27 protein-coding genes and 1 tRNA gene are annotated in these 25,327 nt (G+C 63.7%); 16 read left to right on the forward strand and 12 right to left on the reverse strand.

The genetic code is table 11. The features are described 5' to 3' along the window. Nucleotides 1-3 precede the first annotated feature (3 nt). The 4 genes from ACW9UO_RS09150 (at nt 4) to ACW9UO_RS09165 (ending at nt 2,915) form a co-directional block, all read left to right on the forward strand. Nucleotides 4-948 carry an alpha-E domain-containing protein gene (locus ACW9UO_RS09150; protein WP_457085514.1) on the forward strand — a complete coding sequence of 315 codons (945 nt, stop codon included), beginning with the start codon at nt 4-6 and terminating at the stop codon, nt 946-948. A 4-nt stretch (nt 949-952) separates the two neighbouring features. After that, complete coding sequence (locus tag ACW9UO_RS09155) at nt 953-1,759, forward strand: transglutaminase family protein (RefSeq protein ID WP_457085515.1); 807 nt, start codon at nt 953-955, stop codon at nt 1,757-1,759. A 263-nt stretch (nt 1,760-2,022) separates the two neighbouring features. Then, a tRNA-Gly gene (locus tag ACW9UO_RS09160) sits at nt 2,023-2,097 on the forward strand. Between the two features lie 80 nt (nt 2,098-2,177). Further along, nucleotides 2,178-2,915, forward strand: coding sequence for a vWA domain-containing protein (locus tag ACW9UO_RS09165; protein ID WP_457085516.1), 738 nt, complete (start codon nt 2,178-2,180; stop codon nt 2,913-2,915). A gap of 7 nt (nt 2,916-2,922) precedes the next feature. Here ACW9UO_RS09165 and ACW9UO_RS09170 read toward each other — a convergent pair whose 3' ends face one another. Continuing rightward, nucleotides 2,923-3,162, reverse strand: a complete 240-nt coding sequence (locus ACW9UO_RS09170; RefSeq protein ID WP_457085517.1) for an Lrp/AsnC family transcriptional regulator — start codon at nt 3,160-3,162, stop codon at nt 2,923-2,925. Nucleotides 3,163-3,295: 133 nt separating this feature from the next. Here ACW9UO_RS09170 and hisB point away from each other — a divergent pair, with 133 nt between their 5' ends. Together hisB and hisH are read left to right on the forward strand one after the other, a co-directional pair. Next, nucleotides 3,296-3,883, forward strand: a complete 588-nt coding sequence (gene hisB, locus ACW9UO_RS09175; RefSeq protein ID WP_457085518.1) for an imidazoleglycerol-phosphate dehydratase HisB — start codon at nt 3,296-3,298, stop codon at nt 3,881-3,883. A gap of 200 nt (nt 3,884-4,083) precedes the next feature. After that, complete coding sequence (hisH, locus tag ACW9UO_RS09180) at nt 4,084-4,722, forward strand: imidazole glycerol phosphate synthase subunit HisH (RefSeq protein ID WP_457085519.1); 639 nt, start codon at nt 4,084-4,086, stop codon at nt 4,720-4,722. A 39-nt stretch (nt 4,723-4,761) separates the two neighbouring features. On the opposite strand, the gene ACW9UO_RS09185 is transcribed toward hisH, so the two are convergent. Next, on the reverse strand, nt 4,762-5,151 hold the full coding sequence (locus tag ACW9UO_RS09185) for a DUF2147 domain-containing protein (RefSeq protein WP_457085520.1): 390 nt from the start codon (nt 5,149-5,151) through the stop codon (nt 4,762-4,764). Between the two features lie 54 nt (nt 5,152-5,205). Beyond that, nucleotides 5,206-5,592: a DUF2147 domain-containing protein gene (locus ACW9UO_RS09190; RefSeq protein ID WP_457085521.1), complete on the reverse strand. Its 387-nt coding sequence runs from the start codon at nt 5,590-5,592 to the stop codon at nt 5,206-5,208. A 132-nt stretch (nt 5,593-5,724) separates the two neighbouring features. Here ACW9UO_RS09190 and hisA point away from each other — a divergent pair, with 132 nt between their 5' ends. Further along, a complete protein-coding gene (gene hisA / locus ACW9UO_RS09195) occupies nt 5,725-6,447 on the forward strand; it encodes a 1-(5-phosphoribosyl)-5-[(5-phosphoribosylamino)methylideneamino]imidazole-4-carboxamide isomerase (protein ID WP_457085522.1) in 723 nt (240 codons plus the stop codon). Nucleotides 6,448-6,471: 24 nt separating this feature from the next. Continuing rightward, complete coding sequence (locus ACW9UO_RS09200) at nt 6,472-6,825, forward strand: hypothetical protein (RefSeq protein ID WP_457085523.1); 354 nt, start codon at nt 6,472-6,474, stop codon at nt 6,823-6,825. Here the strand turns inward: ACW9UO_RS09200 and ACW9UO_RS09205 are convergent. Continuing rightward, nucleotides 6,818-7,576, reverse strand: coding sequence for an SDR family NAD(P)-dependent oxidoreductase (locus tag ACW9UO_RS09205; protein WP_457085524.1), 759 nt, complete (start codon nt 7,574-7,576; stop codon nt 6,818-6,820). The two genes, ACW9UO_RS09200 and ACW9UO_RS09205, sit on opposite strands and share 8 nt — an antisense overlap. 100 nt (nt 7,577-7,676) lie before the next feature. On the opposite strand from ACW9UO_RS09205, the gene hisF reads away from it, so the two are divergent. The 3 genes from hisF (at nt 7,677) to ACW9UO_RS09220 (ending at nt 10,295) form a co-directional block, all read left to right on the forward strand. Beyond that, complete coding sequence (gene hisF / locus ACW9UO_RS09210) at nt 7,677-8,438, forward strand: imidazole glycerol phosphate synthase subunit HisF (RefSeq protein WP_457085525.1); 762 nt, start codon at nt 7,677-7,679, stop codon at nt 8,436-8,438. Further along, nucleotides 8,435-8,743 carry a phosphoribosyl-ATP diphosphatase gene (locus ACW9UO_RS09215; RefSeq protein ID WP_457085526.1) on the forward strand — a complete coding sequence of 103 codons (309 nt, stop codon included), beginning with the start codon at nt 8,435-8,437 and terminating at the stop codon, nt 8,741-8,743. Before hisF ends, ACW9UO_RS09215 begins: the two co-directional genes overlap by 4 nt. A 217-nt stretch (nt 8,744-8,960) precedes the next feature. Further along, on the forward strand, nt 8,961-10,295 hold the full coding sequence (locus ACW9UO_RS09220; protein WP_457085527.1) for a CoA transferase: 1,335 nt from the start codon (nt 8,961-8,963) through the stop codon (nt 10,293-10,295). On the opposite strand, the gene ACW9UO_RS09225 is transcribed toward ACW9UO_RS09220, so the two are convergent. Genes ACW9UO_RS09225 through ACW9UO_RS09245 form a run of 5 tightly spaced genes read right to left on the reverse strand, consistent with a single transcriptional unit; the run spans nt 10,292 to nt 14,570 of the window. After that, nucleotides 10,292-11,047, reverse strand: coding sequence for an NAD(P)-binding domain-containing protein (locus ACW9UO_RS09225; RefSeq protein WP_457085528.1), 756 nt, complete (start codon nt 11,045-11,047; stop codon nt 10,292-10,294). The two genes, ACW9UO_RS09220 and ACW9UO_RS09225, sit on opposite strands and share 4 nt — an antisense overlap. Before the next feature lie 53 nt (nt 11,048-11,100). Then, complete coding sequence (locus tag ACW9UO_RS09230) at nt 11,101-11,934, reverse strand: metal ABC transporter permease (protein WP_457085529.1); 834 nt, start codon at nt 11,932-11,934, stop codon at nt 11,101-11,103. After that, nucleotides 11,931-12,788: a metal ABC transporter permease gene (locus ACW9UO_RS09235; RefSeq protein WP_457085530.1), complete on the reverse strand. Its 858-nt coding sequence runs from the start codon at nt 12,786-12,788 to the stop codon at nt 11,931-11,933. Before ACW9UO_RS09235 ends, ACW9UO_RS09230 begins: the two co-directional genes overlap by 4 nt. After that, nucleotides 12,785-13,699 carry a manganese/iron ABC transporter ATP-binding protein gene (locus ACW9UO_RS09240; RefSeq protein WP_457085531.1) on the reverse strand — a complete coding sequence of 305 codons (915 nt, stop codon included), beginning with the start codon at nt 13,697-13,699 and terminating at the stop codon, nt 12,785-12,787. Before ACW9UO_RS09240 ends, ACW9UO_RS09235 begins: the two co-directional genes overlap by 4 nt. After that, nucleotides 13,692-14,570 carry a metal ABC transporter substrate-binding protein gene (locus ACW9UO_RS09245; protein WP_457085532.1) on the reverse strand — a complete coding sequence of 293 codons (879 nt, stop codon included), beginning with the start codon at nt 14,568-14,570 and terminating at the stop codon, nt 13,692-13,694. The genes ACW9UO_RS09240 and ACW9UO_RS09245 overlap by 8 nt, the downstream gene beginning before the upstream one ends. 175 nt (nt 14,571-14,745) lie before the next feature. On the opposite strand from ACW9UO_RS09245, the gene ACW9UO_RS09250 reads away from it, so the two are divergent. From ACW9UO_RS09250 to ACW9UO_RS09265, 4 genes are all read left to right on the forward strand, one after another. Further along, the gene (locus tag ACW9UO_RS09250) at nt 14,746-16,173 is read left to right on the forward strand and encodes a pyridoxal phosphate-dependent decarboxylase family protein (protein ID WP_457085533.1); all 1,428 of its coding nucleotides are present in this window, start codon (nt 14,746-14,748) and stop codon (nt 16,171-16,173) included. Between the two features lie 81 nt (nt 16,174-16,254). After that, nucleotides 16,255-17,496 carry an aminotransferase class V-fold PLP-dependent enzyme gene (locus ACW9UO_RS09255; protein ID WP_457085534.1) on the forward strand — a complete coding sequence of 414 codons (1,242 nt, stop codon included), beginning with the start codon at nt 16,255-16,257 and terminating at the stop codon, nt 17,494-17,496. 254 nt (nt 17,497-17,750) lie between these two features. Further along, nucleotides 17,751-20,648 (forward strand): error-prone DNA polymerase, encoded by a 2,898-nt coding sequence (locus ACW9UO_RS09260; RefSeq protein WP_457085535.1) that lies wholly within the window; start codon nt 17,751-17,753, stop codon nt 20,646-20,648. 288 nt (nt 20,649-20,936) lie between these two features. Beyond that, entirely contained in the window at nt 20,937-21,824 is an 888-nt protein-coding gene (locus tag ACW9UO_RS09265; protein WP_457085536.1) for a DUF2189 domain-containing protein, read from the forward strand. On the opposite strand, the gene ACW9UO_RS09270 is transcribed toward ACW9UO_RS09265, so the two are convergent. The 3 genes from ACW9UO_RS09270 to ACW9UO_RS09280 are packed head-to-tail and all read right to left on the reverse strand — an operon-like array spanning nt 21,821 to nt 24,146. Further along, on the reverse strand, nt 21,821-22,942 hold the full coding sequence (locus ACW9UO_RS09270) for a CaiB/BaiF CoA transferase family protein (RefSeq protein ID WP_457085537.1): 1,122 nt from the start codon (nt 22,940-22,942) through the stop codon (nt 21,821-21,823). The two genes, ACW9UO_RS09265 and ACW9UO_RS09270, sit on opposite strands and share 4 nt — an antisense overlap. Further along, on the reverse strand, nt 22,939-23,613 hold the full coding sequence (locus ACW9UO_RS09275) for a DsbA family protein (protein ID WP_457085538.1): 675 nt from the start codon (nt 23,611-23,613) through the stop codon (nt 22,939-22,941). The genes ACW9UO_RS09270 and ACW9UO_RS09275 overlap by 4 nt, the downstream gene beginning before the upstream one ends. Before the next feature lie 23 nt (nt 23,614-23,636). After that, nucleotides 23,637-24,146 (reverse strand): DUF721 domain-containing protein, encoded by a 510-nt coding sequence (locus ACW9UO_RS09280; RefSeq protein ID WP_457085539.1) that lies wholly within the window; start codon nt 24,144-24,146, stop codon nt 23,637-23,639. Nucleotides 24,147-24,291: 145 nt separating this feature from the next. Here ACW9UO_RS09280 and ACW9UO_RS09285 point away from each other — a divergent pair, with 145 nt between their 5' ends. Then, a complete protein-coding gene (locus ACW9UO_RS09285) occupies nt 24,292-25,275 on the forward strand; it encodes an A/G-specific adenine glycosylase (RefSeq protein WP_457088628.1) in 984 nt (327 codons plus the stop codon). Nucleotides 25,276-25,327: the final 52 nt, after the last annotated feature.

Here is a 25,327-nt window from a genome sequence, read left to right on the forward strand (position 1 = left end):
CGCATGATGCTTGGAAAGACTGCGGGCGGCCTGTTCTGGATGTCTCGGTATCTGGAACGCGCCGAAAACACCGCACGCCTGCTCGAAGCCGGGTGGCGCATGGCGCTCACCCGCGACAGCGACGACACCAACGAATGGCAGTCGATCATCATGACTGCCGGCATCAGCCAGCGGTATGAGGCGAAATACGACGAATACACCGCCGCCAATGTCATCAACTTCCTGCTGCGCGACCGCGACAACCCGTCTTGCGTGATGTCGGTGCTCGATCTGGCGCGCTCAAACGCCCGTCAGGTGCGCACCGCCCTGTCGAGCGAAGTCTGGGAGGCAACCAACGAATGCTGGATGAAGGTGAAAAAGGCGCTCGACCGCCCGATCACCGAACGCACCCTGCATGACACGCTGGCGATGATCCGGTATCGCACCTCGGTGGTGCGCGGCGCGCTACACGGCACCATGCTGCGCAATGACATCTACTCCTTCGCCCTGCTCGGCACCTTTATGGAACGCGCCGACAACACCTCGCGCATTCTGGACGTCAAATACTACGTCCTGCTGCCCTCGGCGGCGTTTGTCGGCACCAAGGTCGACAATGCCCAGTGGGAGGTCATCCTGCGCTCGGTTTCGGCGGCGCGGTCCTATCGTTGGCTGCATGCGGGCGATATTTCGCCCCGTGGCATTGCCGATTTCCTGATCCTCGATGCGCGCATGCCGCGATCTCTGACCTTCTGCATCGAGCAGATCGACGACCATCTGGCGCAACTCGACAGCGAATATAAAATGCAGCACCCAAGCCGGGAACGGGCTGCGGCGACGCGGGCAAAGTTTGCCAATCTGACTGTCGATCAAATCTTCCAAACCGGTCTGCACGAGTTTCTCAAGAATTTCATCGGCGACACGATCTCTCTTGCGAACGAAATCGAAAGAGATTTCAGGTTCTATGAATAATGTCATGAAACTGTCCATCACACATACCTCGTCGTATTCCTACGACACCCCCGTGCATTACGCGCTGCAACAGCTGCGGCTGACCCCGCGCTCTGGCAAGGGCCAAACCGTGCTGAACTGGGAGTCCGAGATTTCGGGCGGCACCAAACAGCTGCGCTTTGACGATGCCTTCGTCAACCTCACCGAACTGGTCAAGGTTGACCGGGGCGGCACACGGATCGACATCACCAGCCGCGGCCTTGTCGAGGTTGAGGATTGCGCTGGCGTTGTTGGCGATCATGTCGGGTTTACCCCGCTGTGGCTGTTCCAACAGCACACCGCGCTGACCGCGCCGGGCAACAATGTCCGCCAGCTTGCCGCGCGGGTCCGCGATGAGACCACCGAGCTTGATGATATGGGCACCCTGCACCAGCTGTCGGCCGAAATTCTCGATGTTGTGGCCTATGAAACCGGGCGCACCGACAGCGGCACCACCGCCGAGGTGGCCATCACCGCCGGTCAGGGCGTCTGCCAAGACCACGCCCACATCATGATCGCCGCCGCCCGCCAGATCGGCTATCCGGCGCGCTACGTCAGCGGCTATCTGTTTATGGAAGGCCAGGAATTCCAGAACGCCAGCCACGCGTGGTGCGAAATCTGGACCGAGGGTCTTGGCTGGGTCGGTTTCGATGTTTCCAACGGCATCTCGCCCGATTGCCGCTATGTGCGCATCGCCACCGGACGCGATTACCACGACGCCGCCCCGATTCTCGGCATCCGCCAAGGCGCCGGCGAAGAACAGCTGCAAGTGAGCTTGCAGGTTCAGCAATAAGCCCTGTTCTGCCCCAACACGAGTCGGCGCGCCCGCGCCGCCGACTTGCCCCCCTACCAAAATCCGTAAAATTTACATAAAAGCGTTACGCGCATTCCCTAAAACAAGATGCACCCCCTAATGCGTTGAAATCTTTGATTTCAGGCCGTGTTGGGTGAGCCAGGCTTTCCGCGTAACGCTCTAATTTCAGCGCATTGCCGCAAGTGCGAATTTTTTGCTTGCACCTTTTCTCATAGCGTCGTAATTCCACGCCACGTCAAAGAGCGGGCGTAGCTCAGGGGTAGAGCATAACCTTGCCAAGGTTAGGGTCGGGCGTTCGAATCGCCTCGCCCGCTCCAGACGGTCCTTCAGGATCGCTGACGACGTATACGACCAAAGCCATATAGGCGCGCAGCACCGGCATCGGCATACTCCGCCCATGTCACTTTTGCCCCACTTGCGCGCCACGCTGGCTCTTGTCGCACTCCTCCCCACCACCGCATTTGCCACCTGTACCGAAGACGCAATGCTTGTCTTTGATGCCTCCGGGTCGATGGCCGAAATGGGCTATAACGGCCTTGATGTTCCCCGGATCAACGATGCCCGCCGCGCCCTGCACGAGGCCTTGCCACAGGTCACGCCCGTCCGCCGCGTCGGGCTGGTGGTCTATGGTCCCGCCCGTGCCGACGCTGGCGAAACGGATAGCTGCAGCTTCGTTGACCTGCGCCTGCCGCCCACGCCCGACGCCGCCGCGCGCATCCTCTTTGAGATCGACAGCCTCACGCCCGACGGCAACACCGCGCTCACCCGCGCCGTGGAATTCGCCGCCGAAGCGCTGGACTACCGCACCCGCCCCGGCACCATCGTGCTTGTCACCGATGGCAAAGAAACCTGCGGCGGCGCGCCCTGCCAATTGGCCAGCGACCTCGCTGCCAATGGCGCAAACCTCACGGTGCATGTCATCGGTTTCCGGGTGCGCGGTGCCTTTTTCAATTGGGAAGGCGGCGACGGCAACCCCGAGGTCGCCCCTGTCCCCGCCGTGGCGGACTGTCTTGCCCACCGCACCGGCGGGCTTTATGCCGCCGCTGAAACCACTGATGAGCTTGTCACCGCCCTGCGCCAAACCCTTGGCTGCACGCTGTTTTCCGGCCTGCCCCCCGCCCGCAGGCAAGGGTAGGCCGCGCTTAAAACGCCTTGAACGTCAGCGTGGTCAAAGACCTCTCGATGCCCGGAATATCCAGCAGATGGTCGTTGACGTATTTGCCCACGTCCTGATCGCTCGGGATGTAAATCTTCATCAGCAGATCGAAATCGCCGCTGGTGGAATACAGCTCGGAATGGATTTCGCGCAGCGTGATATCCTCGGCCACCTTATAGGTGGTGCCGGGTTTGCAGCGAATTTGAACGAAAACACAGGTTGTCATGCGTGGCCCTCTTTTGCACAGCGAAAGCTGGCACAGTGGCCGCGTGCGCACAAGCCCGGGAAAACCGCGGCGGGGCCTCTTGGCCCGCAGACGCGCCCGGCCTATAAGGCGCTGACTTCAAAGGACGAGCCAGATGCGCACAGCCACGATCACCCGCAAAACTGCCGAGACCGATATCTCGGTCACGCTCGATCTCGACGGGACCGGCGTTTACGATAACCAGACCGGCATCGGCTTTTTCGATCACATGCTCGACCAACTGTCGCGCCACTCATTGATCGATATGACAATCCGCGCGACCGGCGATCTGCACATCGATGATCACCACACAGTCGAAGACACCGGCATCGCCATCGGCCAGGCGCTGGTACAAGCGCTGGGGGACAAGACCGGCATCCGCCGCTACGGCGCGTGCCTGCTGGCGATGGACGACGCGCAGGTGCGCACCGCGCTGGACCTCTCGGCGCGGCCTTTCCTGATCTGGAACGCCGACATGCCGACCGCCAAGATCGGCACCTTCGACACCGAACTGGTGCGCGAATTCTTTCAGGCGCTAAGCACCCATGGCGGCATCACCCTGCACATCGACGCGCTGCACGGGTTCAACAGCCACCACATCGCCGAGGCCACCTTCAAATCTGTGGCGCGGGCGCTGCGCGAGGCGGTCGAGACCGATCCGCGCACGTCCAACACCATCCCCTCGACCAAAGGCGCGCTCTGACACGGGCTTTTTCCCGCAGCACCTGCGCGGGCGGAGAGGCCGGGGGGCTTTGCCCCCCGAGACCCCCCAAGGTATTTTAGAACAGAAGAAGTATAGGGCGTTTCGCTTCGCCCGCGCGCGCAGTCTGGTCCGGGCGAGGTCTTGACGCCGAAGCGGATTCGCGCGACCCCCTCTAGCGACAGCACGAAAGGCCCGCCACCATGCTCACAGCCCTGATTGATTACGAATCCGGCAACCTGCACTCTGCCGAAAAGGCATTCCAACGCATGGCCGCCGAAACCGACGGTGGCGAGATCGTTGTCACCGGCGACGCCGATGTGGTGGCCCGCGCCGATCGCATCGTTCTGCCCGGCGACGGGGCCTTTCCCGCTTGCTGGAAGCAGCTCACCGGCCACTCTGGCCTGTACGATGCAATGGTCGAAGCGGTCGAAACCCGTGGGCGTCCCTTCATGGGCATCTGCGTCGGCATGCAGCTTATGGCGAGCATGGGCCGCGAATACGAAGACACACCGGGGCTGGGCTGGGTTGGTGGCGAGGTGGTCAAGATCACGCCCTCCGACCCGACGTTCAAGGTGCCGCATATGGGCTGGAACGATCTGGTGGTCGACGCGCCGCACCCGGTTCTTGACGGCATCGAAACCGGCGCGCACGCCTATTTCGTCCACTCCTACCACTTCCGTGTCGACACCCCGGCCGAGCGGCTGGCGCATGTCGATTATGGCGGCGATGTCACTGCCGTGATCGGGCGAGGCACCATGATCGGCACCCAGTTTCACCCCGAGAAAAGCCAGGCCAACGGTCTGCGGATGATCGCAAACTTCCTGCGCTGGGCCCCGTAAGCCGGGCCCGCCTCAGGGCACTCTCAAGACACTGGCGCGCTAGTTCACCCGACGCCACGTCTGGCTTTTGCAGACCCCGGCAAGACAGCCCTTCACCGTCATCTGCGTACCAGTCACCGTCATTTGCGCCGGATAATCCCTGCCAAACATCGGCACGTAAACCCGCCCATCGCCATAGCTGCCACCGCCCTGCGCCTGCATATCCCAAAGCAGCCGCTTTCCGACATTCGCGGTGGTGATTTGCTGGCCTGCGGGATCAAACGCCTTGATCAGCGTGCCACACAGCCGCGCGCCGCAGCGCCCGACCTGTACAATCCCGGTTTGACCTTTGTGATCCGGAGGCGAGGCCCAGAGGCCCAAGGCAGGCTCGGCCTGCGCAGCACCGGCCATCGCAATGACAATGGCCGCAATACTCAGAATTCGGCCCATGGCCGATCTCCTATGAAGCTGGCACGCCAATCGCGCCAGCTTCATAGATAAGCGTTATTTTACACGGTTCCAGCTTTGCGAGGTGCAAAACAGCCGCCCGCCCACACAGCCCGACATCTTGAGCGTGTTGCCGCTCAGCTGCATCTTGCCGTTGTAGATCTTGTCGTTCGACGGCCGCCAAACCTTGCCGACATATTTGCCGCTGCCGCTTGGCGTCATGCCGATAACCAGCTTCTTGCCCTTGTTGGGCGAATTATACTCGCCGCTGGCGTTGAACGTCCGGCTGATCACACCGCAAATCTGCGGCCCGCAAGGGGCGAGCGTCACATGCGCATACGATCCATCGTCCGGCTCGGTCTTCCACACGCCTTCCACCGGGTCCGCCGCAGCCGCCCCTGCCATCAGGCCCAGCGCCGCCAGTGCCATTGCAAATCTCTTCATTCGATATCCTCCCTATCGTCGCCAAACCTTGGCGCGCGAGGGCCACGCCCGGCAACTGTGACGTCGGGTCCATTGCAATCCGTGACGTGACGTGCCACACGCCGCGCGACTGCTGAGAAGGTACAAACCGCCATGATCCTCTATCCCGCCATCGACCTCAAAGACGGCAATGCCGTGCGCCTGCTGCGTGGCGACATGGAAAAAGCCACCGTGTTCAACGATGATCCCGCCGCGCAAGCGCGCGCTTTTGTCGAGGCTGGCTGTGAATGGCTGCACCTTGTCGACCTGAACGGCGCCTTTGCCGGGGCCCCGGTCAATGCCGGCGCGGTCGAGGCGATCCTCGCGGCCACGTCGGTGCCAACCCAGCTTGGCGGCGGTATCCGCGATCTCGCCACCATCGAGAGCTGGCTGAACAAAGGGCTGGCCCGCGTCATCCTTGGCACCGCCGCTGTCGAAGACCCGGGTTTGGTGCGCACCGCCGCCAAAGCCTTTCCCGGTCAGGTCGCTGTTGGCATCGACGCCCGCAATGGCCGCGTTGCCACCAAGGGCTGGGCCGAGGAAACCGATGTGCTTGTCACCGACCTCGCGCGCAGCTTTGAAGACGCCGGTGTGGCCGCGATCATCTACACCGACATCAACCGCGACGGCGCGATGCAGGGGCCGAACATCGAAGCCACCGCCGCGCTGGCTCATGCCGTTTCGATCCCGGTGATTGCGTCGGGTGGTGTGTCGTCGCTGGCCGATCTCACCGCGCTCAAAACCTGTGGCGCACCGCTGAACGGCGCCATTTCGGGCCGCGCGCTTTATGACGGCGCGATTGACCTGCGCGAGGCACTCTCCATAATGGCGCAGTAACTTTCGCCATTGCCGGAGCCTGCGGTGCTCAACGATTTTCTCCTCGGTTTTTTCCTCGTGGTGCCGGCCATCGTCGCCGCCCTCACTGCGCACGATCAGCCCCACCCCGTGGCGCGGCGGATCATGCTGTGGGGCGGGGTCGGCTTTGCCGTGCTGATCACGCTGGCGGTGCTGCCCGCCTTTCTCTGCGGCGGCGGTCTCTACGCGGACTACGCCGATTGCCTAGGCGGTGCACCGTTGGCAAATGCCTTCAACGCCGCCGCCCCCGCAATCCGCGTGATCCTGCTGGGTTATGCCCTGATCGGCCCGGCGCTGGCGCTTGTGGTCTTTGCCCTGAACTGGTGGGCCAAACGCACCGCGCCGAAAGCCGCTACATAGACCCCGCTTCAACAAAGAAGTTCTGCGCCGTGCACATCCGCGCATCCTCGGACGCAAGGAAAAGCACCATCCGCGCAAGGTAAACCGGCTCGATCAGCTCCTTAAGGCACTGCGTCTCAAGGTTGGCCGCCAAAGCCTCGGGCGTGGCCCAAAGCGCCTTTTGCCGCTCGGTCATCACCCAGCCGGGCACCACCGTATTGACCCGAATGCCATGCGGCCCCAGATCGGTCGCCATGCTGCGCGTCAGCCCGTGAATGGCGGCTTTCGCGGTGGTATAGGCCGGCATTCCGCCCTGCCCCAGCCACCAACTGATCGACCCCATGTTGATGATCGACCCGCCGCCCGCGTCAATCATCCCCGGCGCAACCGCCTGAATGGCAAAGAACTGGTGGCGCAGGTTGGTGGCCTGCCGCTCGTCCCAATACTCTGGCGTAACCTCGCGCCAATCGTGGCGATCATCGCGCGCCGCGTTGTTCACCAAGACATCCGCCGCGCCAACCCGCGCGGCCAGCGCCGCAAACGCCGCTTTCAGGGCGTCGATGTCGCGCAGATCGCAGACTTCAAACGTCACATCTCCGCCAACCTCAGCACAAAGCGCCGCCCCCGCTGCCGCGTCGAGATCGACAAACCCGACCCGCGCGCCCTGTTCGGCAAAGGCCCGCACGATATCGGCCCCAATGCCCGACGCGCCGCCGGTCACAAATACCGATTTGCCCGCAAGGCTGGGATAGCTCGCAAATTGCCCCGACATCGTCACTCTCCTGATTTGAATTTGGTATACCATTTCTGAAACCACCGGCATTTGCAATCGCTCGCTTGCCCCATCCGCCGCGGCGCACTAAGAGAGCGCTATGCTCAAGACCCGTATCATCCCCTGCCTTGACGTCGCCGATGGCCGCGTTGTCAAAGGCGTGAACTTCGTCGACCTGCGCGATGCGGGCGACCCGGTGGAATCGGCGCGCGCCTATGATGCGGCGGGGGCGGACGAGCTCTGTTTCCTCGACATCCACGCCACCCACGAAAACCGCGGTGTGATGCTCGACGTGGTGCAGCGCACCGCCGAGCAATGTTTCATCCCGCTCACCGTCGGCGGCGGCGTGCGCACGGCGCAGGATGTGCGCAAACTGCTGCTCGCCGGGGCCGACAAGGTCAGCTTTAACTCCGCAGCCGTGGCCAACCCCGATGTCATCGCCCAGGCGGCCGACCAGTTCGGCAGCCAATGCATCGTCTGCGCCATCGACGCCAAGACCGTGTCCCCCGGAAAGTGGGAGATTTTCACCCACGGCGGCCGCAAACCCACCGGCATCGACGCCGTGGAATTTGCCCAGCTTGTCACTGCCAAAGGCGCGGGCGAGATCCTGCTGACCTCGATGGACCGGGACGGCACGCGCGCAGGCTTTAACCTGCCGCTGACCCGCGCGATTTCCGATGCGGTCGCGGTGCCGGTCATCGCCTCGGGCGGCGTCGGCACGCTGGACCACCTGGTCGAAGGCGTCACCGAAGGCGGGGCTTCTGCCGTGCTCGCCGCGTCGATCTTTCACTTCGGCGATTACACCATCGCAGAGGCCAAACAGCACATGGCCAACGCGGGCATCGCGATGAGGCTGGCATGAGCATTCTGCACGATCTGGCCGCCACCATCGAGGCGCGCAAAGGCAGCGATCCCGACAGTTCCTGGACCGCCAAGCTTCTGTCCAAAGGGCCGGAGAAATGCGCCGAAAAGTTCGGGGAAGAGGCGATCGAGGCGATCATTGCCGCCGCCAAAAACGACCGCGAGAACCTGACGTATGAGGCGGCGGACGTGCTCTATCACCTGCTGGTCATGCTCGCCGCCCGCGACATCCCGCTTGATGACGTGCTGTCCGAACTGGCGCGCCGCCAAGGCACCTCGGGCCTCGCCGAAAAGGCATCGCGCTAACCCCTCCTCTTGGCGGCCCCGATTTTTTTGAAAAAAATCGGCCACGATCTGGCAACAGATCGTCACCGATCCATCAATGGATCGGCCCCCACTCTCCTATGATCCACCGCACGCGCGCTCTTTTTCGCCCAAATTCCCCATAAATCCTCCCATTCAAGATTGCCGCCCGCGCCATCACCCGTCACCATCGCAGCACCCCACCGCAGCGGAGCCCCCGATGGACAATCTTTACTGGCCCGAAATTTGCGCCGCCCTGAACATCGCGGCCACCCCCTTCGTCGAGACCGGAACCGGCAACCTGCCCTCGGTCTATGCCGTCAGCGATTTCGCCTCCGCCACCATCGCCGCTGCCGGTGCCGCCTTCGCCGAACTCAGCGGCCACAGCGCCGCAGATGTCACGGTGGATCGCCGCCGCGCCTCGCTCTGGTTTGATATGACCCTGCGGCCCGACGGCTGGGACCTGCCCTCAATCTGGGACCCGATTGCCGGCAATTACGCCACCCGCGACGGCTTCATCCGCCTCCACACCAACGCGCCCCACCACCGGACAGCGGCGCTCTCAGTGCTGACCTGCCCGCCCAATCGCGAGGCGGTGTCCGAGGCCGTCGCAACGTGGCAAGCCGAGCCGCTGGAGGCCGCGATTGTCGCCGCCAACGGCTGCGCCGCCGCCCTGCGCAGCGCTGATGACTGGCGCCAGCACCCCCAAGGGCGCGCCGTCAGTGCCGAGCCTTTGGTCCGCTGGCACCCCGCCACAGACACCGCCCCGCGCACGATCACCTCCTTGCACGGCCTGCGCGTGCTCGATCTGACCCGCGTGCTGGCCGGCCCGGTGGCGTCACGCCTGCTGGCTGGCTACGGCGCGCAGGTCTTGCGCATCGATCCACCGCATTGGAACGAACCCGCCGCCGAGGCCGAGGTCAATCCCGGCAAACACTGCGCCGGGCTCGACCTGCACACCGCCACCGACCGCGCCACCTTTACCGCGCTGCTCGGCTCGGCCGATGTCCTGCTGCACGGCTACCGCCCCGGAGCGCTCGAAGGTTTGGGCTTTGGCCCCGAGGCCCGCCGCGCGCTGAACCCCGGCCTGATCGACGTCAGCCTGTCCGCCTATGGCCGCACAGGGCCGTGGCACAACAGGCGCGGCTTTGATTCCCTCGTCCAGATGTCCTGCGGCATCGCCGCCGAAGGCGCACGCATCTCGGGCCAGACAGCACCGTTCCCCCTCCCGGTTCAAGCCCTCGACCACGGCACAGGCTACCTCCTCGCCGCAACAATCCTCCGCGCATTGGCGCATCGCGCCGAAGGCCGCACAACACGCGCCGAACTCTCACTGGCCCGCACCGCCGAGTGCCTGAAATCCACCGCTGGCAGCCTGACACCCGACAGCGTGATCACCGCGCAGCCCGACGATTACGCCCCAACCCCGGAACACACCGGCTGGGGCCCAGCACGGCGCATGCACCCGCCGCTCACCGTAAACGGCACAGCCCCGCAATGGCGCATCCCCTCGGGCCCCGTCCGCCGACACCCCGCAAGCTGGCCAGCGTCCTAGCCCATACTGCGCGCGATCCGGTCCAGAAGCGCGGGCACGCCCTCATAGGCCCCCTGCGCCGCCAACCCCTCGACCATCTGCCGGTTGAGCGAGTTGGGCGAGGCCAACGCCGCCTTCTCTTCCGCCATGCGCCCGGCCCGGCCCAGATCGGCATTGCTCAAAATACCAGCCACCAGACTGGACATATATACCTCGGCCGCGTCCGCATCGCCGGTCTGATCGGCAAGCCATCCCGCGCCGGTTTCCAACAATCCATACGCCGCGCTCACCAAAGTCGACGCCGCGAAATGCGGCCGCAACGCCGCCTCATCGCGCTGCGGCAGCACAGTGTTTGCGCCGCCAAACAACGTGGTCACCGCCGCAAGATCGCCCACAAGCGGCAAAGGGCATCCGCCCTGCTCGATAAACCCGAACGGAATCGTCACCGAAAGCCGCGTCGCAGGTGCGCAAGCCTCAGCCAAATCCGCCAGTGCCACCCCGGCCATCACCGAAACGACCTGTTGCTCGGCCCGAAAGTCCAACGGTGCCACCGCCGCCTGCCACACCGCCGGGCGCAGGCAAAGGAACACCACATCGCTGGCGTCCACCACGCCCTGATTGTCCGCCACGGCAATCCCAAGGTTCGCCGCCACCAGCGCCGCCGACACCTCGGTATTGCGCTCAGACACCGTCACACTGTGCCCGTCACGCGCCAACGCCCGCGCCATCGGCGCCGAAATATGCCCCGTTCCGATAAATCCAACCTTGGCCATCACGCCCCCTTCACCCTAAATCTGTGTAATTAACAAAACCCTAAGCCACGAGATCAGCTCACAGCTTCCCGCCGCGAATTGCGCCATTGCCGCCAGATGAACGCCCCGATGAACCACACGGTCAGCATCAGGATGATCGTCGGTGCCGGCGCGCTGTCGAGCCAAAAGCTCGCGTAAACCCCGCCCAGCATGGCGCTCAGGTTCACCAGAACCGCCACCACCAGCATATGCCGAAACTCCCGCGTCAACAAAAACGCAATCGCCCCCGGCGAAATCAGCAGCCCAATCGCCAGGATCAGCCCCACCGCGCTTAGCACCGCAACAATCGTCAGCGACAGGATCGACAACAGCCCGTAATGCAGCCACGCCACCGGCAGCCCAATCGCCTGCGCCTGCGCCGGATCAAAGGCATGCAGCAGCAGATCCTTCCACTTCAGCACCAAAACCACCGTCACCACCGCGCCGACAATCCCAGCCGTCCAAAGATCCGACGGACCGACCCCCAGCATATTGCCAAACAGAATGTGATCGAGGTGCACATTGGTCTGCACCTTGACGTACATCACCATGCCCAGCCCAAACATGCCGGAAAACACCACGCCCATCACCGTATCCTGCTTAATCCGGCTGTTGGCGTTCAAATACCCGGTCGCCAGAGCGCAAGTCATCCCCGCCGCAAACGCCCCGATCAACAGCGGAATCCCCAGCATATAGGCCAGCACCACCCCCGGCAGCACCGCATGGCTGACCGCATCGCCCATCAGGGACCAGCCCTTGAGCACCAGAAAACAGCTCAAAATAGCGGTCGGCGCGGCCAGCAAAAGCACCACCCAAAAGGCGTTTTGCATAAACGGAAACAGGAAGGGCAACAGCAACTGGTCCATCATATCGCCTCATCCAAAGACCGGGCCGCCCGTGCGCGTGACGCCAGCAACCCGTGTTTGGGGGCAAAGAAAAACGCCAGCAAAAACACCGAGGTTTGCAGCGTGATGATGATCCCCCCGGTCGCCCCGTCGAGGAAATACGAGATATAGGCCCCAAGAAACGAGGTCAGCGCGCCAATCGCCACGCTGATCACCAGCAACACCGGGAACCGGTCCGCCAAAAGATACGCGGTCGCCCCTGGCGTCACCACCATCGCCACCACAAGAAACGCGCCGACAGTCTGCAACGCCGCCACACAAGACGCGCTCAGCAGAACGAAAAAGATGAACCGCAACCGTTCAGGCCGCAACCCGATCGAGCGCGCGTGGTTCTCATCAAAGAACGCCACCATCAGGTCTTTCCACTTCACCAGCAACACCCCGAGCGAGACAAAACCGATCACCGCAAGCTGCAAAGTGTCCTCCGGCGTGATCGCCAAAACGTTGCCAAGGATGATGGTCTGCACATCCACCGACACCGGCGACACCGAGACCATGAACAGCCCCAAGCCGAAAAAGCTGGTGAAAATTATGCCGATGATCGCGTCTTCTTTCAGCCCGCTGCGCTGGTTGAGAAACAGCATCGCCCCCGCCGCCAATCCGCCCGACAAAAACGCGCCCAGCGCGAACGGCAGGCCCAGCATATAGGCCCCCGCCACCCCCGGCACGATCGAATGCGAAAGCGCATCGCCGATCAACGACCAGCCCTTAAGCATCAGATATGCCGACAGAAACGCGCACACCGCGCCGACCAGCGCGCTGACCCACATCGCGTTGGTCATGTAGCCATAGGAAAACGGTTCGAGCAGCAGGCTCATTCCTCGCCCTCTCTGCGCGAGTCTATGGGCGGTTCAATGGGTGGCTGGTTGGTCCGGGCCTGATCGTCGTACATCACAAACGGCCGCTCATCGTCGGTCAGGATGGTGATCGCCCGCGCATCCTCGTCGTCATGCAGATCGGTGCCGCCCAGAACAAAGTGCCGCAACACGCCGCCAAACGCCGCTTCAAGGTTCGCTTGTGTAAACACCTCGGCGGTCGGTCCATAGTTCAGCACCGTGCCCTTGACCAACACCACCTGATCGCAAAATTCCGGCACCGACCCAAGGTTATGCGTCGATACCAGCATCACTTTGCCCTCGGCCCGAAGCTCGCCCAACAGCGCGATAATCGCCTCTTCGGTTTGCACATCGACGCCGGTGAACGGCTCATCCAGCAGGATCACCTGCCCCTCTTGCGCCAAGGCCCGCGCCAGAAACACCCGCTTGCGCTGCCCGCCCGACAATTCGCCAATCTGGCGCTTGCGATAGCCGGTCATCCCAACCCGGTCGAGCGCGACCTGCACCGCCGCCTTATCCTTGGCCGACGGGATGCGCAAAAGGCCCATGCGGCCATATCGCCCCATCATAACAACGTCTTCGACCAGCACCGGAAAGGTCCAATCCACCTCTTCGGCCTGCGGAACATAGGCCACCAGCCCCTGCTTGAGCGAGGCGGACACCCCTTGCCCCAGAATGCCAATCTCGCCGCGCGAGGCGGGCAAAAACCCCATGATCGCCTTGAACAGCGTCGATTTCCCGGCCCCGTTCACGCCAACCAAAGCCGCGATTGATCCCTTGGGCACCGCAAAACTGGCCGACTTAAGCGCGGTAACGCCGTTGCGATAGGTCACCGCCAAATCGCGGACCCAAAGCCCGGCGCTGTCAAAATCCTGCGGCGCGATTTTACTCACCGGTCAATCCGTTCACCACTGTCTGGGTCGTCACGCGCAGCAGATCAAGATAGGTCGGAACCGGCCCATCCGCCTCCGACAGGCTGTCAACAAACAGCTCGCCGCCATAACGCGCGCCGGTTTCCCGCGCGACCTGTTTGGCCGGGTCGGTGTTGACCGTGCTTTCGCAAAACACCACCGGGATCGCCTGTTCGCGGATGGTGTCGATCATCCGTTTCACCTGTTGCGGCGTGCCGGTCTGGTCGGCGTTCATCGGCCAAAGATAGACCTCGCGCAGCCCGAAATCCCGCGCCAGATAGGAAAACGCCCCCTCACAGGTGGCCAGCCAGCGCTGCGCCTCGGGCACCGAACCGATCAAATCGCGCAACGGCGCAATCGCCTGCGTGATCTCGGCCTTATACCCCTCCGCATTGGCGGCATAGATCTCGGCATTTTCGGGGTCATGCTCGGCCAGCGCGTCGCGGATATTGTCTACGTAAATCAGCGCGTTGTCCAAAGACATCCAGGCGTGCGGATTGGGCATGCCCTCATAGGAACCCTCCGAAATCGGAATTTCCGCGACCCCGTCACTGACCGTGACCGAAGGTTTGTCGCCCAGATTGCGCAGGAATTGCTCGAACCACAGCTCAAGGTTCATGCCGTTCCACAGCACCAGATCGGCATCAATCGCCGCCACAAGATCGCGCGGCGTGGGGTCATAGCCGTGAATTTCTGCGCCCGGTTTGGTGACAGACACCACCTCGGCCGCGTCGCCCGCCACGTTGCGCGCCATATCCGCGATCACCGTGAATGTCGTGACAACCTTGAAATCCTGTGCAGCAACCGGCCCGGACAGGGCCAATGTCGCCGCAACGAACATTCCTCTCAGCATGGAAACTCCTCAGATCCTGCTCACTTAGGTCAATATGCGAGTCATTCTCAGAATGTCAATCTAATTGCGAGCCATTCTCATTAAAGGAAACCAAGCCCGCGCCCCTGCCCATTTCTTCCCCACTTGCGCGCCCGGCCTGCGCGCCTATGCTGCGCCATAAATCGGAGCCCGCCAGATGACAGACACGCTCGACCCCAAAGACTGGGACGCATTCCGCGCCACCGCGCATGATCTGCTCGACGCCTGCATCGACCATATGGCCGACGCCCGCGCCCATCCTTGGAAACCGGTCCCCGACGGTGTGCGCGACGGCTATGCTCTGAGCGGCGAAGCCAAAGGCGAGGCCGCCACCGCCGCCCGCCTGATCACCGAAATGCTGCCCTATGGCACCGGCAACACCCACCCGCGGTTCTGGGGCTGGGTGCATGGCACCGGTCTGGCCTCGGGGCTGCTGTCCGAAATGGCGGCGGCCACGATCAACGCCAATTGCGGCGGGCGCAACCACGGCATGATCCATGTCGAACGCGCGGTTGTCGATTGGTCGCGGCGCGTCATGGGGTTCCCCGAGACCGCCTCCGGCGTGCTCGTCACCGGCACATCCCAGGCCACCGTCATCGCGCTGGCCGCCGCACGGCAACGCGCCCTCGGCCCCGAGGTGCGAAGCAAAGGCCAGCACACCCGGCTGACCGCCTACGCCGGTGCGGGCGTGCACAATGCCACGCGCAAAGCCATCGAACTGCTCGGGATCGGTGCCGACAATCTGCGCCGCATCCCCGAAACCGATCAAGGCATGGACCTCGACGCCCTGCACGCCGCCGTCGCCCAAGACCGCGCTGACGGCGCCACGCCCTTTGCCGTGGTCGGCACCGCCGGATCGGTCGATTTCGGCCGCTTCGATGATCTCGCGCAACTGGCCGATGTCGCCCACGACGAAAACCTCTGGCTGCACATCGACGGCGCTTTCGGGGCCTGGACCCGCCTCGCCGATGCCCCGTGGCGCGCGCTTTCGGATGGCATCGACCGCGCCGACAGCCTCGCCTGCGACTTCCACAAGTGGATGTATGTGCCCTACGATTGCGGGCTCTGCCTGATCCGCCAAGAGCCCGAGCACTACGCCGCCTTTGCCGCCCGCCCCTCCTACCTTGCCAGCCACGGCGAGGGCCTGTCCGGCGGCGATCCGTGGTATTGCGACTACGGCACCGACCTGTCGCGCGGCGCACGCGCGCTCAAGGTCTGGACCGCGATCGAAACCTATGGCGCACAGGCGCTTGGCGGCGCAATCACCGCCAATTGCCAGGCAGCCGCCCGGATGGAAACCGCCGTCAAAGCCCAGGACCGCATGGCCATGATGGCCCCGGTGATCTCAAACCTCTGCGTCTTCACCGCCGATGCAACCCAGTCGCCCGATGCCCAATCCACATTGAACAAAGCCATCGCCGAGGCCCTGCAACGCGACGGCACCGCGGTCTTCTCCACCACCGACGCGCGGGGCATCACCTGCCTGCGCGCCGCCATCGCCAATCACCGCACCACGCCTGCGGATATCCACGCCGCCATCGCCGCCGTGGCCGAAACCGCCACCGCGATACTGAAAAACCAGTGACCCAAAGCCACCCGCACAGCCGCGTCATCTCGCACGCTACACTCTGAATATCTCTTCACTCATAACCCTGACTGAGGCCCCATGTTCTCCGATTCCCTCCTTACCCAAATTCGCGCCCGTTTCGCTCATGTTGACAGCTGCCCGTTCCAAGGCCCGCGCACATTCTTCGAAAACGCCGGCGGCGCGCTGACGCTGAACTCAGTGGTCGAAACCTCGACCCGTTTTGCCGCCATCCCCGACAATCAGGGCCGCGACAACCCGGCGGCCAAGGCCTTGGGCGACATTATCGCGCAGTCCAAATCCGACATGGCCGATTTCTTCGGTGCCACCTCGGGCCAGTTCTTCGTCGGCGAAAGCGGCACCGAGCTGACGTTCCGCCTGATCCGCGCCATGATCCTTGGCGCCCAGTCCGGCCCGGTGATCGGCTCCACGGTCGAGCATCCCGCCTCGCGCTCCGCCGCCCACAAATGGGCGCATGTCTCGGGCCGCGACTATATCTCCGTGCCGCATGACAACGCCCAAGGCCTCGTCACGCCCGAGGCCTATGCCGCCCAGATCACCGCCGACACTGCGGTGGCCACCATCCTGCACACCTCGCCCGTCACCGGCATGGCGATGGATCTGCCCGGCATCGTGGCCGCCATCCGCGCGAAATCGCCGGACTGTCTGATCTTCGTTGACGGCATCCAGCACGCCAGCCACGGCCGCATCGACATCGATGGCTATGACATCGATGGCTACGTGATTTCGCCCTACAAAGTCTTCTCGCGCCACGGCTACGGCATCGCCTGGGTGTCGGACCGCGTGTCGAAACTGCGCCTCGAAGGCCTGATGGGCGGCCCAGAGGAAAACTGGGAAATGGGCACCCGCGACACCGGTGCCTACGCAACCTTCTCCGATGTCGTCGCCTACTTCGACTGGCTCGGCGGCGAGGTTTCCTCCGAAACCGACCGCCGCGCGCGCATCCTCGCCGCGGGCAACGTCATCCATGACCATGAAACCGCCCTGACCAATATGATGCTGCACGGCCACGGCAACCTCTCTGGTCTCTCCGAACTTCCCGGCGTCCACATCGTCGGCGGCACCGACAACCCCGCCCGAGAGGGGCTGGTAAGCTTCTGGCTCGACACCATGCCCTCGGAACAGGTCGTCGCCCACCTCAACGCGTCGGGCATCCGCACCCACACCCGCAAGGCAGATCACTACTCCGGCAACATCCTCGACCCGCTGGATCAACCCTCCTGCATTCGCGTTTCCATGTGCCACTACAACTCCCCCGCCGAAATCGCCGGGTTCCTTGCCGCAATGAAAGACATCGCATAATCAGCCCCAGCCCGGGCCGTTCACAGCGGTCCGGGCGGCAACATCTGCGTCTCTGGCTCTCCCTCCTTCTTCTGTTTCCAAATACCGCGGGGGGTAAGGGGGCTGGCCCCCAAACGCGCTAATCCCCCACGCAGCGCCGGAAAACACACCTCCCGCTCAAAGTGCCCCACGGGAATCGCGCCCAAAATCATTCTCGACTCCAAATAAGAACAAAACGTGAATATACTCGCCTCTCCCTTGGAGATTCGCCAAAAATGTTCGCTGAACTGTCGATCACATCGAACTTTACCTTCCTCAGCGGAGCCTCCCACCCCGAGGAATACCTGCACCGTGCCGCCCACTTCGGGCAGTCCGCCATCGCCATTGCCGATGAAAACTCCGTCGCCGGCATCGTTCGCGCCCACACCCAAGCCCGCGAAATCGCCCGCTTGGTCAAAGAGCGTCAGGCCTTCGATGCCGCCCATGGCCTGATCGGCCCACCCGCGCCGCACGCCACCACACCCAGCCCCCTGCGCACCGCCACCCCCCGGCTGATCCCCGCCGCCAAGCTTGTCTTCACCGATGCCCCGCCGATCACGGCGCTGGTCCAAACCCGCCAAGGCTGGGCCACCCTCTGCCGCCTGCTCTCCCTCGGGCGGCTCCGGGCGGAAAAAGGCAACTGCACCCTCCACATTGCCGACCTGATGGAACGGGGGGCCGACGGCCTCCACCTCGCCCTCCACGGCCCGCCACACACACAGACCCCGGCGCGCGGCGCGGACGCATGGGGGCCACAGGCGCAACGGCTGACGCGCCGCTTTGGCCAACAGATGTCGCTGCTGATGACGCCTGCCTATGACGGCAATGATCCGGCCCACTTTGCCCGGCTCACCGCCCTCGCCAAACAGCTTAACATCCCCACCCTCGCCTCTGCCGCGCCGATCATGCACGCCGGGCCGCGCCGCCGCTTGGCCGACGTGCTCACCGCCATCCGCCACGGCATCACGGTCGATGCCCTCGGCGCCCGCGCCCAGCTCAATGGCGAACGCCGCCTGCGCTCCGGCGCTGAAATGGCCCGCCTGTTCAAAGGCTTCGAGCCCGCCCTGCGCCGCGCCACCGACCTCGCCGCCGCCTGCACCTTCTCGCTCGACAGCCTGCGCTATGAATACCCCTCCGAGATCGCCGAGGGCGAAACCCCGGCCCAGCGGCTGTCGCGTCTGGCCCACCAAGGCCTGCGCTGGCGCTATCCCGACGGTGCCTCCGACAAGGTGCGCGCCATGCTCACCCATGAACTCGACCTGATCTCCAAGCTGAAATACGAGCCCTATTTCCTCACCGTCCGCGACATCGTGCACTTCGCGCGCGGGCGCAATATCCTCTGCCAAGGCCGGGGCTCCGCCGCCAATTCCGTGGTCTGCTACGCTTTGGGCGTCACCTCCGTCAGCCCCGAAATCGGCACCATGGTGTTCGAGCGTTTCGTCTCCGAGGCCCGCGATGAGCCGCCCGACATCGACGTCGATTTCGAACACGAGCGCCGCGAAGAGGTGATCCAGCACATCTACGACCGCTACGGCCGCCACCGCGCCGGCCTCTGCGCCACCGTGATCCACTACCGTGGCAAACGCGCCATCCGCGAGGTTGGCCGCGCCATGGGGCTGAGCCAGGACACCATCGGTGCCATGTCCTCCCAGCTTTGGGGTTTCTGGGGGGCCGATGGCCTGCAAGACCAGCGCCTGCGCGAGATCGGCCTCGACCCGCAAGATCACCAGATCCGCCTGACCCTGTCGTTGATCCAGGAAATTATCGGCTTCCCCCGCCACCTCTCCCAGCACGTCGGCGGCTTTATCATCACCGAGGGGCGGCTTGATGAGCTGGTGCCCCTCGAAAACGCCAGCATGGAGGACCGCACCGTCATCTGCTGGGACAAGGATGATATCGACAGCCTCGGCATCCTCAAGGTCGATGTCCTCAGCCTCGGCATGCTCACCTGCATCCGCAAGGCGTTTGACCTGATACAGCATCACACGGGGCAAGAGTGGCAGTTGGCGACCCTGCCGCAAGAAGATCCCAAGGTCTACGACATGCTCTGCCGCGCCGACAGCATCGGCGTGTTTCAGGTCGAATCCCGCGCCCAGATGAACTTCCTCCCCCGGATGAAACCGCGCTGTTTCTATGACCTTGTGATCGAAGTGGCGATCATCCGCCCCGGCCCGATCCAGGGCGACATGGTCCACCCCTACATCCGCCGCCGCAACGGCGAGGAAGATGTGCATTTTCCCTCTGACGCCTTGGGCGAAGTGCTGGCCAAAACGCTCGGCGTGCCGCTGTTTCAAGAGCAAGCGATGCAAATCGCCATCGTCGGCGCGGGCTTCTCGCCAGAAGAGGCCGACCGCCTCCGCCGCGCCCTCGCCACCTTCAAGAAACACGGCAATGTCAGCGACTTCCAATCGCGTTTCCTGCGTGGCATGGCCAAAAACGGCTACGACGAAGAGTTCTCCGCCCGCTGCTTCTCGCAAATCGAAGGCTTCGGCTCTTACGGCTTCCCCGAAAGCCACGCCGCCAGCTTTGCCCTGCTGGTCTACGCCTCCGCCTGGATCAAATGCCACCATCCGGGCCTCTTCGCCTGCGCCCTGCTCAACTCCCAGCCGATGGGATTCTACGCCCCCGCCCAGATCATCCGCGATGCACGTGAACATGGGGTTAAAGTCCTGCCGATTTCGATCCAGTCCAGCTATTGGGACAACGTGATGGAGCCGGACGGCCGCGGCGGGCTGGCGCTCAGGCTCGGCTTTCGCCAGATCAAAGGCATGGTCGCCGAAGACGCCGGCTGGATCACCGCGGCGCGCGGCAATGGCTACCGCTCGGTGCGCGATGTCTGGCGCCGCGCAGGGCTGACCGCCCCGGTGCTGGCGCGCTTGTCCGAGGCCGATTGCTTTGCCGAACTGATGACCCGGCGCGAGGCGCTGTGGGAGGCCAAGGCCCTGATCGCGCTCAAACCCCTGCCGCTGTTTGACGGTGATATCGACGGCGAGGCGATCGACGAACCCACCGCCAACCTGCCCGCAATGACCCTCGGCGAAGAGGTGGTCGAAGATTACGTCGCCATGCGCTTCACCCTGCGCGCCCACCCCCTGGCCCTGCTGCGCGACAAACTCACCCCACCGCCGCAATAAGCCACCGCCCCCCGAAAACTCCCAAGTCTTCTTCTGTTCAAAAATACCTCGGGGGTCGTCCATTGTGCGCCATTGGTTCAAGCCCAATGGACGACGGGGCAGCGCCCCCAGCCTGTCGACACGCGCAGGCGTGGCGAAAACATTCCCCACAAACCTTTGTGATCCCCACCCCGCCCTCCGGACAAACCCCGCAAAACATGCTAGTCTCCCCCCACAAACGGGTTTCGGACATCGAAACCGCTCGGGTCCGACCCCCCTTGATTTTCAATCAGCGGGAAGGACACCCTCATGACCCAAACGATCGGCAACCCCCTTTCATGGACCGCGCAGGCGCTTGGCAGCGGCGCGCACACCACCGGCGAGATCGTCGGCGAACTCCGCCCCCATGACGCCAGCGCCATCCGCATCCGGCGCATCGACGTCAGCGATCTGCGCCTCGCCCTCGCCAAGGGCTACGACGACTTCCTCGCCATGCGCACCGATGTGCTCTGGCTGGTGCTGGTCTATCCGGTACTCGGCTTTGCGCTGGCATGGATGGCCGCAACAGGCAGCCTCTTGCCCCTGCTGTTCCCAATGATCTCGGGCTTTGCCCTGCTTGGCCCGGTCGCCGGCGTCGGCCTGTATGAAATGAGCCGCAGACGCGAGGCCGGGCAAACCCCGCAGTGGCGCGATGGCTTTCGCATCGCCTTTTCCCCCGCCGCCGCGCCGATGGTGGTGCTCGGCGGCTATCTCATGGCGCTGTTCATCGGCTGGATGATGGCCGCGCTGATGATCTACAACGCCACAATGGGCCCCGGCGCGCCGCCCTCCGCCACCGCCTTCCTCACTGACATCTTCACCACCACCGCTGGCTGGGAAATGCTGCTGTTTGGCATGGGCGTCGGCTTTGTCTTTGCGGTGCTGGTGCTGGTCACGGCGCTGGTGTCGTTCCCGATGCTGGTCGACCGCCACGTCGGCCTGCCCACCGCCGTCGCCACATCCGTCCAAGTTGCGATGAAGAACCCGGTCACCGTGGCCCTCTGGGGCCTGATCGTCGCCGCTGGGCTGGCGATTGGCTTTGCCACGCTGTTTGTCGGGCTGATCTTTGTGCTGCCAGTGCTGAGCCACGCCACATGGCACCTCTACCGCCGCGCCGTCGAACCGGCCCCCGACACGGCGCCCGAAACGACGGCCTAGCTTTCGCCCAGCTTCGGCGCACCCTTGCCCAGCGCAAGCGCTGCGCCGGAGAAGCGAAACGGCGCGCGCACACCCGGCACACCGTCCACCTCAATCTGCATCCCGCGCGCCTTGACCTGCGGATCGTCCATCACCTCGGCCATATCATTGATCGGCCCCGCCGGCACACCCGCCGCCTCACAGCCTGCAAGCAAGCCTTGCTTGGTCCACTGCCGCGTCGCGCCGCTCAACAGCTCTGCCAGCGTATCGCGATGCCCCAACCGGTCGGCATTGCTGGCAAACCGCGGGTCATGCCCCAGCTCACCCAACTGCAACAACGTGCAAAGCCGCTGATATTGCGCGTCATTTCCGGTGGCGATGATGATAAACCCGTCCGAACACTCAAACACCTGATACGGCGTCAGGTTCATATGCGCATTGCCCATCAACCCCGGAGGCGTGCCGGTTGTCAGATAATTCATCGCCTGATTGGCCGTCACCGACACCGCACAATCGAGCAGGCTCATATCAATCCACTGGCCCTGCCCAGTCTGCCCGCGCTGATGCAGCGCCGCCAAAATCGCCGCCACCGAGTAAACCCCGGTGAAAATATCGGTAATCGCCACGCCGGATTTCTGCGGCTGGCCACCCTTTTCGCCGGTGATCGACATCAACCCCGACATGCCCTGAATGATGAAATCATAGCCCGCGCGATGGGCATACGGCCCGTCCTGCCCGAAACCCGTGATCGAACAATAGATCAAACCGGGGTTAACAGCCTGCAAGGCGTCATAATCCAACCCGTATTTCTTCAGCCCGCCAACCTTGAAATTCTCGATCAGAATGTCAGCACCGGCCACCAGTTCGCGCACCCGCGCCTGACCATCCTCAGTGCGAAAATCAACAATCTCGCTGGTCTTGCCCCGGTTGCAGGCGTGGAAATACGCGGCCGACCGGTCGCCCTCGCGCTCTACAAACGGCGGACCCCAACGGCGGGTATCATCGCCCTCGGGGCTTTCCAGCTTGATCACCTCGGCCCCAAGATCGGCCAAGGTCTGACCGGCCCAAGGGCCAGCCAGAATACGTGCAAGCTCAACGACTTTCAGCCCAGCCAGAGGGCCGGAACCGCTCGCCGTCATGCGTCGCCCAGAGCTTCGTCAAGCACGGTCTTGAACTCAGACCAGCCCATGTTCGAGTACAGCTTGCCATCAATCATAAACGACGGTGTGCTCTTGATCGCATCGCGTGCGGCGTTCTCTTCGAACCACGCCACCAGCGTCTTGGCCTTGTCGCCGTCCTGCAAGCAGCTTTCCAGCTCCGCATCGTCAAGCCCGGCCAAACGGCCAATCTTGCGCAGCTCATCCACGATGCCCGCCGGGTTGCCAACAGCCACCCACTCTTTCTGGCCTTTATAGATCAGATCGGTGATGCCAAAGAACCGCTCTTCCCCGCCACAGCGCGCAATCATCGAGGCCCAAAGCCCATAACGATCAAAATACACCTCGCGGTAGACGAATTTCACCTTACCGGTGTCGATATACTCCGCCTTCAGGTCTTTATACTGGTTGGCATGGAAGTTGGCGCAATGCGGGCAGGTATAGCTCGCATATTCAATCACCGTCAGCGGCGCATCCGGGTCGCCCATCACCATCTCGGTGATCGAAGACGTATCCACCTCTTCCGAGCTTTCCTGCGCATCCAAAGCGCCTGCGGGGATCTGGGTGCTGCCCGCACCCTGATTAAGCAGCCACCAGCCGCCACCAGCCAACAGCACCAACGCCAGAATGGCGGCAGGGATCAAACGCTTCATATCTTCTTTCCTCTCGGGGTCTGTCATGTCTTCGCCTTGGATAGAACGTTCCGGCCCAAGGCTTCAAGCGCCCCCTTGAGGCCCGCATCGGTCACATTTTCGGCATAAGACTGCGCCGCCGAAACGATTTCGGGGTCCGGTGCCTTGGGCGTGTCTTTCTTTTTGCCATAGGTAAACTGCGCCTGCCCCTCGGCAAATCCGGTCGGCGCGGTCTGGGTTATCTTGACCCGCGCGATGGCGTTATAGCCATAAACCGAGTTCACCCGCTCGCGCAGCTTGTCCTTCATCATCTCAAGCATCGGCGCGTTCGCCCCGGTGGTCAGCACCGTCAGCGTCGCGCCAATCCCGCCGCGTCCAAACGACACGTTCACCGGGCGGGCAATCGCTGCAATCTGTTCGCCCGCCACCTCGGGCCAATGGGTCAACAGCCGCGTTTCCGCGAAACCACGGCTTTCACTGGCCCGCTGGATGCGCTGGCTCAGCAATTTCGACGTGTGGGCAAAGCCCCGTGTGGTCGGTCTTCGCTGCGGCACGATTGACTCCCTCTCTCTGGGGCTATTCTAGTGCCCCCAGCGCCCTGCGCCAGCAAAACCCGACAACATCCGGCTTACACTCTTGCGTGACCCTGCGACTCTTTCCGCCGAACTCCTTCATTGGTACGACCGGCACGGCCGCGCCATGCCGTGGCGCACCCCGCCTCGCGCGCGCGCGGCGGGCGTGATGCCCGATCCCTATCGCATCTGGCTGTCCGAGGTCATGCTGCAACAAACCACCGTTGCGGCGGTGCGCGACTATTTCACCCGCTTCACCACCCGCTGGCCCACCGTCGCCGATCTTGCCGCCGCGCCCGACGCTGATGTGATGGCGCAGTGGGCCGGCCTTGGCTACTACGCCCGCGCCCGCAATCTTCTGAAATGCGCCCGCGCCGTGGTGGCCGATCATGGCGGACAGTTCCCCGCCGATCACGCCGCCCTGCTCACCCTGCCCGGCATCGGGCCCTACACCGCCGCCGCGATCTCCTCGATCGCCTTTGACCTGCCCGAAACCGTGGTCGACGGCAATGTCGAGCGGGTGATCGCCCGCCTCCACGATGTCCACACGCCGCTGCCCCAAGCCAAAGGCGAGCTCACCGCGCTGGCGCAAGTGCTCACCCCGCCACAGCGCCCCGGCGATTATGCCCAAGCGGTGATGGACCTCGGCGCCACCATCTGCACCCCGAAAAACCCCGCCTGCGGCATCTGCCCGTGGCGGCCCGATTGCACCGCGCGGCTCGAAGGCACCGCCACCGACCTGCCAAAGAAAACCCCGAAAAAGCCCAAACCGATCCGCTTCGGCATCGCCTATATCGCCCGCCGGGTCGACGGCGCGGTGCTGCTCGAACGCCGCCCCGATAAGGGGCTGCTCGGCGGCATGCTCGGCTGGCCCGGCTCCGAATGGGACGACGCCCCACAAGACACCCCCCCCATCCGCGCCGAATGGAAGACCGTGCCCGCCGAGGCCCGCCACACCTTCACCCATTTCCACCTGCGCCTGACGGTCAAAACCGCGCTGGTCCCGATGGACCGTGCGCCCACACGCGGCGAATTCCTCCTGCGCGAAGAGTTCAGCCCCGCCGACCTCCCCACCGCAATGCGCAAAGCCTTCGACCTGACGCAGAAATAAAGCGCCGCCAGCCCATTTACCCTGCGCCGCGCCTCCCGCGTTCTATCAAGCA

Source organism: Marinovum sedimenti (assembly GCF_054052205.1).

Bases quoted from the DNA above. Each gene is read 5' to 3' on its own strand.
- ACW9UO_RS09150 (WP_457085514.1), top strand. From the start codon at position 4: ATGATGCTTGGAAAGACTGCGGGCGGCCTGTTCTGGATGTCTCGGTAT.
- ACW9UO_RS09155 (WP_457085515.1), top strand. From the start codon at position 953: ATGAAACTGTCCATCACACATACCTCGTCGTATTCCTACGACACCCCC.
- ACW9UO_RS09165 (WP_457085516.1), top strand. From the start codon at position 2,178: ATGTCACTTTTGCCCCACTTGCGCGCCACGCTGGCTCTTGTCGCACTC.
- ACW9UO_RS09170 (WP_457085517.1), bottom strand. From the start codon at position 3,162: ATGACAACCTGTGTTTTCGTTCAAATTCGCTGCAAACCCGGCACCACC.
- hisB (WP_457085518.1), top strand. From the start codon at position 3,296: ATGCGCACAGCCACGATCACCCGCAAAACTGCCGAGACCGATATCTCG.
- hisH (WP_457085519.1), top strand. From the start codon at position 4,084: ATGCTCACAGCCCTGATTGATTACGAATCCGGCAACCTGCACTCTGCC.
- ACW9UO_RS09185 (WP_457085520.1), bottom strand. From the start codon at position 5,151: ATGGGCCGAATTCTGAGTATTGCGGCCATTGTCATTGCGATGGCCGGT.
- ACW9UO_RS09190 (WP_457085521.1), bottom strand. From the start codon at position 5,592: ATGAAGAGATTTGCAATGGCACTGGCGGCGCTGGGCCTGATGGCAGGG.
- hisA (WP_457085522.1), top strand. From the start codon at position 5,725: ATGATCCTCTATCCCGCCATCGACCTCAAAGACGGCAATGCCGTGCGC.
- ACW9UO_RS09205 (WP_457085524.1), bottom strand. From the start codon at position 7,576: ATGTCGGGGCAATTTGCGAGCTATCCCAGCCTTGCGGGCAAATCGGTA.
- hisF (WP_457085525.1), top strand. From the start codon at position 7,677: ATGCTCAAGACCCGTATCATCCCCTGCCTTGACGTCGCCGATGGCCGC.
- ACW9UO_RS09215 (WP_457085526.1), top strand. From the start codon at position 8,435: ATGAGCATTCTGCACGATCTGGCCGCCACCATCGAGGCGCGCAAAGGC.
- ACW9UO_RS09220 (WP_457085527.1), top strand. From the start codon at position 8,961: ATGGACAATCTTTACTGGCCCGAAATTTGCGCCGCCCTGAACATCGCG.
- ACW9UO_RS09225 (WP_457085528.1), bottom strand. From the start codon at position 11,047: ATGGCCAAGGTTGGATTTATCGGAACGGGGCATATTTCGGCGCCGATG.
- ACW9UO_RS09230 (WP_457085529.1), bottom strand. From the start codon at position 11,934: ATGATGGACCAGTTGCTGTTGCCCTTCCTGTTTCCGTTTATGCAAAAC.
- ACW9UO_RS09235 (WP_457085530.1), bottom strand. From the start codon at position 12,788: ATGAGCCTGCTGCTCGAACCGTTTTCCTATGGCTACATGACCAACGCG.
- ACW9UO_RS09245 (WP_457085532.1), bottom strand. From the start codon at position 14,570: ATGCTGAGAGGAATGTTCGTTGCGGCGACATTGGCCCTGTCCGGGCCG.
- ACW9UO_RS09250 (WP_457085533.1), top strand. From the start codon at position 14,746: ATGACAGACACGCTCGACCCCAAAGACTGGGACGCATTCCGCGCCACC.
- ACW9UO_RS09255 (WP_457085534.1), top strand. From the start codon at position 16,255: ATGTTCTCCGATTCCCTCCTTACCCAAATTCGCGCCCGTTTCGCTCAT.
- ACW9UO_RS09260 (WP_457085535.1), top strand. From the start codon at position 17,751: ATGTTCGCTGAACTGTCGATCACATCGAACTTTACCTTCCTCAGCGGA.
- ACW9UO_RS09265 (WP_457085536.1), top strand. From the start codon at position 20,937: ATGACCCAAACGATCGGCAACCCCCTTTCATGGACCGCGCAGGCGCTT.
- ACW9UO_RS09270 (WP_457085537.1), bottom strand. From the start codon at position 22,942: ATGACGGCGAGCGGTTCCGGCCCTCTGGCTGGGCTGAAAGTCGTTGAG.
- ACW9UO_RS09275 (WP_457085538.1), bottom strand. From the start codon at position 23,613: ATGAAGCGTTTGATCCCTGCCGCCATTCTGGCGTTGGTGCTGTTGGCT.
- ACW9UO_RS09285 (WP_457088628.1), top strand. From the start codon at position 24,292: ATGCCGTGGCGCACCCCGCCTCGCGCGCGCGCGGCGGGCGTGATGCCC.